Source organism: Pectobacterium actinidiae (genome assembly GCF_000803315.1).
GTDB classification, from domain to species: Bacteria; Pseudomonadota; Gammaproteobacteria; order Enterobacterales; family Enterobacteriaceae; genus Pectobacterium; species Pectobacterium actinidiae.
In genome coordinates this window covers 2,479,123-2,491,972 of the sequence record NZ_JRMH01000001.1, presented here as the reverse complement: position 1 = coordinate 2,491,972, position 12,850 = coordinate 2,479,123, and the positions used below count along the sequence as shown (strand labels likewise).

Below are 12,850 nucleotides of genomic sequence, written 5' to 3'. Positions count from 1 at the left end.
ATTATGACTCTGCGAATTTGCACGGTGGGTACCTGGGTTGAAGAAAGAGAAACATGATGAGGAAATAGGACGATGGACGCCCTGATATGAGCGTCCGTGAGGATGAGATTAACTAGCGGGAAAGGCTGAAAACAGAGGCTGCTTGTACCATGCTCGAGATCTGCTGTTGCAGGTGATCGGTGGCTGAATGTGACTGACTCGCCAGCGCGGTATTCTGATGTGTGAGCTCATCGATGCGGTTTACCGCTTCATTAATTTGCTCCAGCCCCTGAGATTGTTCCTGCGTTGCGAGGCTGATCTCATTCATCAAATTGGTGACGTGCTGAACCTGTAGCAGAATATTGCTCATGGATTTATGCGTGTGTGAAACCTGCTGTTCACCGGCACGAATACTATTCAGCGTTTCGTCAATGATGGTCGAAATATCGCTGGAAGAGGTGGCGCTACGCTGTGCCAACGACCGCACTTCACTGGCGACCACCGCAAAGCTTTTACCCTGTTCTCCCGCATGTGCGGCTTCAACGGCGGCGTTCACGGCCAGAATATTGGTCTGGAACGCGAGATTATCCATCACGCTGACGATATCCGTAATCCGTTCGCTGGAACGGGTGATTGTTTCCATCGTATCGGAGACCTGGCTGACAGCCTGTTCGCCAGAGTTCACCGCCTGATTCACATCTTGTGTATAGCGTGAGGCCTGAAGCGAGGCTTCCGCATTACTTTTTATTGTTGCGGTAAGCTGTTCGACGGACGCCGCCGTTTGTTGCAGGCTCTCTTCCGTTTCCTCACAGCACTGTGCCAAGGTATGGTTGCCTTGCGCGATTTCATTACAGGCGTTTTTCAGCTCGCTCAGATTGGTGTTCACATCGTCCACGAAGGTGCGGAAATTCATGCCGGACTGGTTTACCGCACGCATTAACATGCCAATTTCATCTACGCGATTAAGCTGCGTCAGGTTGTCCGCCTGTCCGGCAGCGGAACGCATGGCCTGAGTCAGGATTTGCTCAATGGGACGGGCAACATGGTGCACCAGAAGCTCACCACTGACAAAACAACAGGCGATGAGCAGCGGAAAGAGTACGGAGGCCAATGCCGTTCCCGCGAGTAAAGAATAGGCGGCGATGAGCGGAATCAGGCTAAAGAGTAGAAAATAGCTGCGGATACGCCAGCGTAATGGCATGGTTTTAAAAAGACTCAGGATGCGCAATGGCCCGGTATAAATAAGCAGACCATGATGGAAGGTGCGATATTTCAATTTACCTTCATTTGCACTGGCATAGAGCCCCTCGGCCTGACGAATCTCTTCGGGTGAGGCGGCTGTCCGCACAGACATATAACCGGCAATGTCAGCGCCTTTTCTCAGCGGCGTGGTGCTGGATTTTACCCAGTAATGGTCGCCATTTTTGCACCGATTTTTCACAATCCCCGTCCAGATATTGCCTGCGCGCAGCGTTTTCCACATATCCGCGAAGGCGGCTGGTGGCATATCTGGGTGTCGGATAAGATTATGGGGCTGCCCCATCAGCTCATCTGTGGTGTAGCCGCTGACATCAATAAAATCTTTGTTTGCGTAGGTAATATGACTTTCTGGCGTGGTGACCGACATGAGTCTGGTTTTTTCAGAAAGAGGGTGCAGGCGGTCGGTTACAGGGGTGTTATTGCGCATAAAGCAGTCCTTGATATGCTGTGTCCGAATACTGATTTAACATGAGGCATACCCACGACAATGAATCAGCGGATAGCGGTAATGCTTCAAGTTGCTCATTGTTTTTTTTAAGGCGGTCGGGCAGAACGAGATAATCCTGATATCCACCCGTAAACGCTTTGTTCATGATGAGATAACGTGATTCATTACAAAATATAACCTCGATTAAACATTTTACCACGAAAGGGTAATGAGTACGTACGCACAATAGCAGTAAATGTGAGTTGGATTGGGCTGTTTGTTAACAAAAAGAGCGATTTGTGAATGAATAATCGACAGAGGCATGCAGGACGAATTTTTACCGCTATTTAACAGGATGCTTAACTCGCGCTAATGATCAAAAAACGTGCACTTTCAATCGTTTTCCTGCTCACCGCATTGCTGTTTCTTTCCTGGAGAACACTGCCGCAGTGGCTGCCACGCCTTGCCGACATCTGGCTCCCGAAGGCGATATCTTTGACCGTGAATGGGACACCTGGCTGGCAGGGCGGTGGGCTGCATGGCGTGGGGTTCAGTCTTACGGCCGGGGAGTGCACGCTCGTTGACGTGCGGAATATGACGCTGCGTTGGCATGGCTGGCGATGGCATGTCGACATTGATGCCGTGACGCTAAACAGCGACTGCTTGCAGCATGTGCCAGCAAACAGCAGCACCGAGCCAGCGGCGCAGTTGGTGCAATGGCAACAGCGGCTACCTGCTGTCGATATTCAGGTGAAGACGTTTACGCTACAGCCCTGGCAGGATTATGCCGGACAGGTGCGATTCAGCAGCGACGGCAAACGGCTACAAACGCTGGATTATCAGGGCGATCAACTGGCGTTTAAGGCAGAACTGAACGATAAGCGTCTGACGTTGCATGAAAGCATGCTCGCAACGCCAGCAGGATTTGCGCGCCTGCAAGTCAGTGGTGAGATGGAACTGGCCGATACGTTGGATGCCGCACCCGTGCAGGGGCGGCTCACCGGAAAACTGGATTCAGGGCAGACACCCGATCCACTTTCGCTCCTGCTGGACTGGCATCATCAAACCGGTGAGCTGGTACTGAATGCGGCGAATGACGACACGCCGCTGATATCGCTGCCGTGGCACCTGACGGATGAGGTGATTCAGGTCACTAACGGCGTTTGGCGCTGGCCTTATGCCGATCAGCCACTCTCCGGGCAGGTGGCCATGACATTACAGCATTGGCGACAAGGGCTGGATGCCACCACGATCAACGCGCGGTTAAACATGCTGACGCAAGGACATAACGGCAAGGCGAACGCCGTGCTGGTGTTGGGGCCGGGCAACATCGGCTTGCTCAACAGCGAATTGCGCTTTCAGCTTACCGGGCAGGCAAATTTACCCGCACTCTCCCTGACGGCAACGTTGCCGGGGGTGTTGCAGGGCTCTATTCTCAATCCCGAACTCTCTCTTTTACCAGGGGCGCTGCTACGCGCCTGGGGAACGCCTGCGCCGCAAATTTACCTTGAAGAAGCACGCTGGCCGCTAGCGGGTGTCCGAGTCAGTGCGACGGGTGTGAATGGGCGATTACAGGCGATTGTGAAGGCGCGGGAAGCATACTGGGGGCGTTTTAGCCTGCACCTTGACGGCCAGGCGCAGGATTTTTGGCCTGATCAAGGGCAGTGGCAATGGCGCTATTGGGGCAACGGTCATCTGCCTCCGCTCAACGGTCAGTGGGATGTGGCCGGTCGAGGCCAGTGGCAAGATACCCTGATTGAAGTCAGTCAACTGTCGAGCGGTTTGGATCAGTTGAGCTACGGCATTGTGACGGTGCATCAGCCCCGGCTGACCATTACTGAGCCGATCCGTTGGCAGCGGGCCCGCTCCGGTGAGCATTTTCAAGGGGCGCTGCAACTGGCCTCAGAGCGGACGCACTTCAGCAACGGGGGGTACTTGCCGCCTTCGTTGTTAACGCTGGAGATGCAGGGGCGTAGCCCGGATGATTTCCAGCTACAGGGGCAGCTACAGGCTGAAGATATCGGGCCGGTCAGGCTGCGTGGCCGGTGGGATGGTGAACGACTGCGCGGTGGTGCGTGGTGGCCGACACAACCGCTAAAGGTGTTTCAGCCGCTGCTTTCCCCGCTGTTGAAAATGAACATTCGCGCCGGGCAGTTTTACGCGCAGGCGGCATTTTCCGCCGCACGCAAAGAAGGATTCAGCGCGGGCGGGCATTGGGTGGTGAAAAATGGCGGTCTGTGGCTACAGGATGGTGAAGTTAGCGGCGTCAATTTTATCCTGCCTTATCGTTTGAAAGATCAGCGCTGGCAATTGGGCGTGAAGCAACCCGTCGCGCTGCGAATTGACGTGCTGGATAACCTGTTTCGGATGAGCAATATTCGCGTCGACCTTCAGGGGTTTTACCCGTACAGCGAGCGACAGCCGCTAGTTATGTCTCAGGCTGACATGGACGTCTTGGATGGACATATCGGCCTGTCGACGCTGCGCTGGCCGCAGCGGGAACCCGCGTTGTTCACCGTTAAGAGCGTGGATCTCAGTGAGCTAGTGACGGTACTGAAGCAAAAGCAGTTTGCCCTGTCCGGGCGCGTGAGCGGCACGCTTCCGTTGAATTTTAATCACCCGACCATGCTGATTGAAGGTGGACGAATTACCAATGATGGTTTCCTGACGCTGCGGCTGGATAATCAACTGGCCGACGAGTTAGCAAGTAAAAATCTGGCTGGCGGGGCGGCGATTGGCTGGTTGCGCTACCTGGAGATTGGGCGTTCCTATGCTGCGCTTGACCTGAATAATCAGGGAGAGCTGACATTGACATCGCAGGTGCAGGGGAAAAACCCGCAGCTCAGTGCGAAACGACAGGTTATTCTTAACTATCGCCATCAGGAGAATCTCTTCCAGCTATGGCGCAGCTTACGTTTTGGCGATAACTTGCGGAATACGCTGGAGCAGCAGGCAAATGAATAAACTCAAGGTAGAACAATGAACAAGTGCGAGACATTGCTGGCGGCATGTTGCATGGCCGCATTCCTGACGGGATGCGTGCCGCGTATCGAAGTGGCTGCGCCCAAAGAGCCGATAACCATCAATATGAACGTAAAGATCGAGCATGAGATTCACATCAAAGCGGATAAAGAGGCGACGCAACTGCTGGAAAGGTCGGAGAATGCGGCTGGCGATGAGATAAAGAAAAGCGCGCCGGAGGGCGCGCAATAGTCAAGCCAAGTAAATCAATGGCAAGGTCGGTAACAATGATCTGTTATGAACCACGATTCGTTATGCAGTGACCAGTTGAGACAACTGAGTTTTCGCCGTTTCGGTGGCTTTCTGTGCCACATCTGGGCCGTAGCCATAGCCTTCTGCAAACACGAACTCCAGGTCGTTCAGACCGAGGAAGCCCAGGAATACACGCAGGTACGGTTCCAGTAAATCGGTTGGCGTGCCTTTATGGATGCCGCCACGGCTGGTTAATACGATAGTGCGTTTACCTTTCACCAGACCTTCCGGACCCTGCTCGGTGTAGCGGAATGTTACACCCGCGCGCGCCACCAGGTCGAAATAGTTCTTCAACTGGGTCGGAATGTTGAAGTTATACATTGGCGCGGCGATCACGATAACGTCATGTGCCTGCAATTCGGCGATCAGCTCGTCGGACAGCTTCAGGGCTTCCTGTTGACGAGGGGTCAGGGCGGCATCAGAAGGACGCAGTGCGCCAACTAATTCGCCATCAAGAACCGGAATCGGTTGAGCAGCCAGGTCGCGGACGGTGATACTGTCGTTTGGATGCGCAGACTGCCATTCGGTGGTGAAGTGGTCGGCCAGTTGGTTTGACTGAGAATAACCTGCCAGAATGCTTGATTTCAGAACCAATACTTTGCTCATTGCCAATTCCTTTAGTGATTGAAGCGGGCGACAACATAACGCCCTTTGATGCGTCACATCTTATGCGGTGCTCTGGAAAGCGAAAAGTGCAAATATTCGAGGTCTTTATTCGATTTTCTTGAATAAGACGACGTTTGAATACGACCGAACAAGGCGATTAGAGCCGCTTATGACAATGTGCTACTATCCACGGCTTAAAATTTCCACGGCTTAAACATTCCGTGCCTTGAAATCAGGGTAGGCTCCATCGAGCCAGATTCGGCGGCGAGCATCGCCCCCGGCAGAGACAGAATTAGAGAAAACGATTAAGGAAGAGCAACGTGAAATCACCTCTCAGTGCATTATCTACGCAGTTAAGTGAGCTAATGCTTCGCGATCGGCAACGTCTGCGCCGCCGTTTACAGGGCGCGGCAAAGGTCAGCAGCCCACAGGCGCAGGCGGCGATCGCGCAGGACATTGAGGGGGAAATCGCTGTCGCTCGCCAGAAAGTCGAGAACCGACGGGCAAGCTGCCCCGCGATTCACTATCCTGAACAGCTTCCCGTTAGCCAGAAAAAAGACGAGATACTGGAGGCGCTGCGTCATCATCAGGTGATTATTGTCGCAGGTGAAACAGGATCGGGTAAGACCACGCAGTTGCCGAAAATCTGTCTCGAACTGGGGCGCGGTGTGCACGGTCTGATCGGCCACACTCAGCCGCGTCGTCTGGCAGCCAGAACCGTTGCTGATCGCATCGCCGCCGAGCTGGAAACGCCGCTGGGTGGCAGCGTCGGTTATAAAGTCCGGTTTAACGATCAGGTCGGTGACAATACGCTGGTCAAACTGATGACCGACGGTATTTTGCTGGCTGAAATTCAGCAGGATCGCCTGTTGATGCAGTACGACACGTTGATTATCGACGAAGCGCACGAACGCAGCCTGAATATTGATTTCATCATGGGCTATTTGCGCCAGCTGTTGCCAAAGCGCCCCGATTTAAAAGTGATTATTACGTCGGCCACTATCGATCCGCAGCGCTTCTCCCGCCATTTTAATAACGCACCGATCATTGAAGTGTCCGGCCGGACCTATCCGGTAGACGTGCGCTATCGTCCCGTAGTGGAAGATGCGGATGACAGCGAGCGCGATCAACTACAGGCAATTTTTGATGCGGTCGATGAACTGACGCGCGAAGGATCGGGGGATATTCTGGTCTTCATGAGCGGTGAACGTGAAATTCGCGATACGGCAGAGGCGTTGACCCGTCTCGATTTACCGCATACCGAGATCCTCCCGCTGTACGCGCGTCTGTCGAATCAGGAACAGAACCGCGTCTTTCAATCTCATCACGGCCGCCGCATTGTGCTGGCGACCAACGTGGCGGAAACCTCGCTCACCGTGCCAGGGATTCGCTATGTAATCGACCCAGGTACCGCGCGTATCAGCCGCTACAGCTTCCGCACCAAGGTACAGCGCCTGCCGATTGAACCGATCTCGCAGGCATCGGCGAATCAGCGTAAAGGGCGCTGTGGCCGTGTCGCTGCCGGGGTGTGTATTCGTCTCTATTCCGAACAGGATTTCCTGTCGCGGCCTGAATTTACCGATCCTGAAATTCTTCGCACCAATCTGGCTTCCGTTATTCTGCAAATGACATCGTTGGGGCTAGGCGATATCGCCGCGTTCCCATTTGTTGAAGCGCCGGATAAGCGCAATATTCAGGACGGTGTGCGGTTGTTGGAGGAACTGGGGGCCATTAATCTGGCGGAGAACGGACATTATCGCCTGACACCGCAGGGGCAACAGCTGGCGCAATTACCGATCGATCCGCGTTTGGCGCGAATGGTGCTGGAAGCCCGTAAAACCGGCTGTGTGCGTGAAGTGATGGTGATCACTGCGGCGCTGTCGATCCAAGACCCGCGCGAAAGGCCGATGGATAAAAAACAGGCGTCGGATGAGAAACATCGTCGTTTTGCTGATAAGGACTCTGATTTTCTGGCTTTCGTCAATCTGTGGGATTACCTGCGCGACCAGCAAAAAACGCTGTCTTCCAGCCAGTTCCGCCGCCAGTGTCGCACAGATTTCCTTAACTATCTGCGTGTGCGCGAATGGCAGGATATCTACACGCAGTTGCGTCAGGTGGTGAAAGAACTGGGGCTGCCCGTCAACAGCGAACCTGCCGATTACCTGAGTATTCACTGTGCGCTCCTCACTGGCTTGTTGTCGCATATCGGGCAGAAAGATATTGAGAAACAGGAATTCAGCGGCGCGCGCAACGCACGGTTTGCGATTTTTCCTGGCTCCGGATTATTCAAAAAGCCGCCTAAGTGGACGATGGTCGCTGAACTGGTGGAAACCAGCCGTCTGTGGGGGCGTATTGCCGCTCGTATTGAACCCGAGTGGATCGAGCCGCTGGCTCAACATCTGATTAAGCGGAGCTATAGCGATCCCCACTGGGAGAAAGCGCAGGGCACGGTGATGGCGCAGGAGAAGGTGACACTCTTCGGGCTGCCGATTGTCGCGGCGCGCAAGGTGAATTACAGCCAAATCGATCCGACGCTGGCGCGTGAGATGTTCATCCGCCATGCGCTGGTGGAAGGTGACTGGCAAACGCATCACGCCTTTTTCCGCGCCAACCTCAAGCTGCTGGCGGAGGTTGAAGATTTAGAACACAAATCGCGCCGCCGCGACATTCTGGTGGATGACGAGACGTTGTTTGCTTTCTACGATCAGCGTTTGCCGCACGATATCATCTCGTCGCGCCACTTTGACAAGTGGTGGAAAGCCGCCAGCCGGGACAATGCCGACCTGCTTAATTTTGAAAAGAGCATGTTGATCAAAGACGGTGCGGAGAAGGTCAGTGCGCTGGATTACCCAAATTTCTGGCATCAGAGCAGCCTGAGATTACGCTTGTCCTATCAGTTCGAACCGGGCACGGATGCGGATGGCGTAACCGTACATATCCCGTTACCTATTCTCAATCAGGTACGCGAAGAGGGCTTCGAATGGCAGATTCCCGGTGTGCGCCGCGAACTGACGATTGCGCTGATTAAATCGTTGCCTAAACCGTTACGCCGTAACTTTGTTCCCGCACCGAACTATGCCGAGGCGTTTCTGGCTCGTGCCACGCCATTAGAGAAAGGGCTATTGGATGCGCTGGAACGTGAACTGCGGCTGATGACGGGCGTCACGGTGCCGCGTGAGGCATGGCAGTGGGATCAGGTGCCCGATCATCTGAAAATCACCTTCCGCGTCATTGATGAGAAGAATCGGACGCAGCGGGAAGGTAAAGACCTGAACGCGTTGAAAGATCAGCTCAAGGATAAAGTGCAGCAAACGCTGTCATCCGTAGCAGATGACGGGCTGGAGCAGCGCGGCCTGCACGTCTGGAGTTTTGGTTCGCTGCCGGACTGCTATGAACAGAAGCGGGGCGGCTATTCAGTCAAAGCCTATCCGGCGCTGGTGGATGAAAAAGATAGCGTGGCGATTCGCCTGTTCGATACGCCGCATCAGCAGCAGCAGGTGATGCGGCAGGGGTTGCGCCGTCTGTTACTGTTGAATATTCCGTCGCCGATCAAATATCTGCATGAAAAACTGCCGAACAAGGCGAAACTCGGTCTCTATTTCAATCCGTACGGCAAAGTGTTGGATCTCATCGATGACTGTATCGCCTGCGCGGTGGACAAATTGATTGAATCATCCGGTGGCCCGGTCTGGCAGGAAGAAGCCTTCCAGCAACTGCATGAAAAAGTGCGTGCGGAGCTGAACGATACGGTGGTTGATATCGCCAAACAGGTTGAGCAAATCCTGACGGCCGTCTTCACCATTAACAAGCGTCTGAAAGGGCGTGTAGATATGGCGATGGCGCTGGCGTTAAGTGATATCAAGAGCCAGATGAACGGCCTGGTGTTCCGTGGTTTTGTGACCGACAACGGCTGGCAGCGTCTGCCGGATGTGCTGCGTTATCTGCATGCGATAGAACGCCGTCTGGAGAAACTGGCGCAGGATGTCCACCGCGATCGGGCACAGATGCTGAAAGTAGAGCAGGTTCAACAGGCGTGGCAGCAGTGGTGGAATAAGCTGCCTGCGGAGCGACGTGATGACGACGACGTGAAAGCGGTGCGTTGGATGCTTGAGGAGCTGCGCGTCAGCTACTTTGCCCAGCAGCTAGGGACGCCATTCCCGATCTCGGATAAGCGCGTCTTGCAGGCAATGGAGCAAGTCGAAGGGTAATTTTTTCGGTATCACATCAGGTCGGCGATGGCTGTTTTTTGATCTCAAGGTAAGCCGACCTGATCGCTTCTTCACCATACTGCTGCTCCAGACGTTTTATGATGAAATGGCCTTTTGCCATGTTTTGGTAGTGGTGAATAAATAGCGTATTAATGGCGGCGCCGCTGGCGGCACCAATCACCGGGACAATCTGCGCGGCCATTTTTTCCGTCATGGTGACACCTAATCGGGTGGCTACCGCATCAATCAGTTTTGCCAGCGTTTTTCCTGCCTGTGACGTGCTCATTCTGGCAGACGCTTTCCCCGCGCTTTTCTTGCCAGCAATGCCGATTAATTCGCGGCTGGCGTGTCGGGTGATATCGGCCAGAACCGCGCGTGACGTGTAATAGGCAGAATCGGCAGCGTCATCGCTTTCTTGTGTCCCTCCGAGCGCAAAAACCTCCACACAGGCGGCTTTGACGGAAAAATCACTGAGGGAGAAACCTTCGCTGCGGGCAATATCCGCTACGGAACGCATCATGATCGTGGTGCTGATAGGCAGTTCAACCAGCAGACCGGCGGCACCAAAAAAGCCGCTGACTGCACCGGAAGCGGCGACGGCCAGTTTGTGTGTCTTTGGCGAGGCTACACGAGCAGGAGCATCGTCCAGCGTATAGAGTGCGGCGTCTACCGCTTTGTGAAGCGCAGCGTGAACCACATCCTGTATTTTATTTTTCACCATAGCGGGTAGCTTCGACAGGCTCCATTCAATCGGTTTTCCAACCAGATTGGCCGCCTGTATGGCAAACGAGGGGGCTTCCAGCAGCGCCATGGCCTGTTTGATGGCGAGCGCATCCTGTGGAGTAAGAAGAGTCATGTGCGTTCTCCGTACCGTTTATTGAATAGCCTGCCTGACGGGATAGTTATGCAGACGTTTGTGACGAGTGAACCGTTAACCAGCTGGTGAACGCATCGGGTGGGATAGGTCGGGAAAAATAGTAACCTTGTACTTCATCACATCCAAAACGAGCCAGATGTTCAAGCGTTTCCTTATTCTCCACCCCTTCCGCCAGCACAATGTAATTCAGTTTGTGTAGCATGCTGATAATCGATTGCACAATGACGCGGCTTTTGCGGTCAGTTTTTATATCTTTAATCAGCGATTTATCTAGCTTTATCACCGTAGAGGGAATATTGCGCAGATAGCTTAAGTTGCTATACCCCGTACCGAAATCATCAAGAGCGATAGTAAATCCGAGCTGTTGTAGCGTTTGGATAGTGGCGAGTGTTTCCGCACTTTCGATGATTTTCTGCGTCTCGACACACTCGATGTCAATATCCCTAGGGGTAAGGCCGTGATTCTCCAGAATGGTGATGAGGCGTGGGATAAAATCATTCTCGGAAAAGTTTCTGGCGGAAACGTTAATCGACACAGGGAACGTTAAGCCTTCCTGACGCCACTGCTTCACCTGACATGCCGCTTCTCGTGTGACCCAATCCGTTAACGGACGCATCAGCGTTGTGCCTTCCGCTAGCGGAATAAATTGATCGGGATAAATTTCACCTAAATCGGGATGGCGCCAGCGAATCAGCGCTTCGGCACCAATAACGGTGTTAGTCTTAATGCTTAATTTCGGCTGGTAAACCAAATATAGACCCGGTTTATTATTCTGTAAGACGTCAGCCAGTTCATTGAGCAAGGTAAAGGCGATTTTCTGCGCCTGATCGGCCTCTGCGTCATAAGCAAACTGGCGGATATTTCTGCTGATGGCGGTGCGCAGCGCGCTCATCGATTCACGCAATATTTGCTGTGGGTCTTTGGCCGGAATCTGGAATTCTGTGTAGCCGACAAAAAGCTCCAGCTTGAGCGGAATATGGCTGGCGATACTTTCATGGATCCGCTCAGCACAGGCATCGAGCTCAGCCAGAACCTGCTCTTTTCTATCGGCCTTCACCAACAGGGCGAAACGGCCTACGGCGGCAGAATACAGATTATTCGATGAATTTAAGCTAAGACGTAAAAAGACCCCGATATCTTTCAGCAGCCCTTCTACGGTCGGCATGCCCAGTGCACATCCCATTTCATAGGCGTAAGAAATGTCGATGGTATCAATCAGAATAAGCAGGTAGGGCTCGTGGATGTCGGTAATGCGGCTGATGTCGTCAATCAGGCGCTGGCGGTTGGGTAAAAGAGTGACGGCGTCAATGAGCCCAATCGCATTGCGGTATTCCATCAACACCATCGCAATGGCGGCTAAATCGTGCAGTAGGCGCAGTTGGATTTTACTGAACGTTCGCGGAACATAATCGATAACGCAGAACGTCCCAATGGAATAACCTTCTTTAGTTGTAAGCGGAACACCAGCATAAAAACGGATAAAAGGCTGTCTGGTTACATAAGGGCTGTCTTTAAAACGTTCGTCATGAATGGCATCATTGCAGATAAATGCTTGACCCGTTTGTACGGTAAAATGGTCGAAGGAACCGATTTTATCCATATCATCCAACAGGAAATGGGTTTTCGCTTTAACATGCAGAGATGTGGAGCCGGTTAGCGTCACGAGAGCCGTCGGAGTTTCGAGCAGTTGGCAGGCCAGTTTCGTGAGTTTGTGAAGGATATCGTCTTGAGATGTATCGGTTTTCTGTAATTCGTCGAGAGTCTGCATGCGCTTTTTTTCGTCATGGCTCAAATGTTTTAACATGTAGACTCTTCCTTTTCGCAATAATAATCGCGACGACATCAATTTAATTTAACGGCGACACAATAACATAGAGGCTAAAAATTGAGGTAACTTATTATACCACCTTTATCTTTCCGTTAAGACTTAGGCGCTTTTTTGTCTTCAGGCATGTTTTCGGTTTTCAATGCGCCATGTGAATTTATTATATTTTCCGAAAGGTTACGAAAAAATAACGGCCTTTTGGCTGAGAAAGTGCTCTGCGAATAAATGGGAATCTAATTATAAAAAATGGCCGCTTCCATCAGAGAAAATAGCATTCTGATAATTGTTATGCCCGTTGTGGGGTGACAATATGGATGATTAATCTATCTTTCTGATAAGAATAGAACAGATATTTTTTTATACCATGAAATCGGCGGTAAACGATGCTGTCAGGC

At 52.7% G+C, this 12,850-nt stretch carries 7 protein-coding genes; 3 read left to right on the top strand and 4 right to left on the bottom strand.

The window, feature by feature from the left end; genetic code table 11:
- Positions 1-112: 112 nt before the first annotated feature.
- The gene (locus KKH3_RS10585) at positions 113-1,666 is read right to left on the bottom strand and encodes a methyl-accepting chemotaxis protein (RefSeq protein ID WP_039359133.1); all 1,554 of its coding nucleotides are present in this window, start codon (positions 1,664-1,666) and stop codon (positions 113-115) included.
- Between the two features lie 372 nt (positions 1,667-2,038).
- On the opposite strand from KKH3_RS10585, the gene KKH3_RS10580 reads away from it, so the two are divergent.
- Positions 2,039-4,630, top strand: coding sequence for a YdbH family protein (locus tag KKH3_RS10580; protein ID WP_039359129.1), 2,592 nt, complete (start codon positions 2,039-2,041; stop codon positions 4,628-4,630).
- A gap of 15 nt (positions 4,631-4,645) precedes the next feature.
- Positions 4,646-4,879, top strand: coding sequence for a YnbE family lipoprotein (locus KKH3_RS10575; RefSeq protein ID WP_039359126.1), 234 nt, complete (start codon positions 4,646-4,648; stop codon positions 4,877-4,879).
- Between the two features lie 60 nt (positions 4,880-4,939).
- On the opposite strand, the gene KKH3_RS10570 is transcribed toward KKH3_RS10575, so the two are convergent.
- Entirely contained in the window at positions 4,940-5,545 is a 606-nt protein-coding gene (locus KKH3_RS10570; protein ID WP_039359123.1) for an FMN-dependent NADH-azoreductase, read from the bottom strand.
- Positions 5,546-5,865: 320 nt separating this feature from the next.
- On the opposite strand from KKH3_RS10570, the gene hrpA reads away from it, so the two are divergent.
- Positions 5,866-9,753, top strand: coding sequence for an ATP-dependent RNA helicase HrpA (gene hrpA / locus KKH3_RS10565; RefSeq protein WP_039359120.1), 3,888 nt, complete (start codon positions 5,866-5,868; stop codon positions 9,751-9,753).
- Positions 9,754-9,769: 16 nt separating this feature from the next.
- Here hrpA and KKH3_RS10560 read toward each other — a convergent pair whose 3' ends face one another.
- Together KKH3_RS10560 and KKH3_RS10555 are read right to left on the bottom strand one after the other, a co-directional pair.
- Positions 9,770-10,609: an EcsC family protein gene (locus KKH3_RS10560; RefSeq protein WP_039359118.1), complete on the bottom strand. Its 840-nt coding sequence runs from the start codon at positions 10,607-10,609 to the stop codon at positions 9,770-9,772.
- 46 nt (positions 10,610-10,655) lie between these two features.
- Positions 10,656-12,434 carry a sensor domain-containing phosphodiesterase gene (locus tag KKH3_RS10555; protein WP_039359115.1) on the bottom strand — a complete coding sequence of 593 codons (1,779 nt, stop codon included), beginning with the start codon at positions 12,432-12,434 and terminating at the stop codon, positions 10,656-10,658.
- Positions 12,435-12,850: the final 416 nt, after the last annotated feature.

Bases quoted from the DNA above. Each gene is read 5' to 3' on its own strand.
- KKH3_RS10570 (WP_039359123.1), bottom strand. From the start codon at position 5,545: ATGAGCAAAGTATTGGTTCTGAAATCAAGCATTCTGGCAGGTTATTCT.
- KKH3_RS10555 (WP_039359115.1), bottom strand. From the start codon at position 12,434: ATGTTAAAACATTTGAGCCATGACGAAAAAAAGCGCATGCAGACTCTC.
- KKH3_RS10580 (WP_039359129.1), top strand. From the start codon at position 2,039: ATGATCAAAAAACGTGCACTTTCAATCGTTTTCCTGCTCACCGCATTG.
- KKH3_RS10575 (WP_039359126.1), top strand. From the start codon at position 4,646: ATGAACAAGTGCGAGACATTGCTGGCGGCATGTTGCATGGCCGCATTC.
- KKH3_RS10560 (WP_039359118.1), bottom strand. From the start codon at position 10,609: ATGACTCTTCTTACTCCACAGGATGCGCTCGCCATCAAACAGGCCATG.
- KKH3_RS10585 (WP_039359133.1), bottom strand. From the start codon at position 1,666: ATGCGCAATAACACCCCTGTAACCGACCGCCTGCACCCTCTTTCTGAA.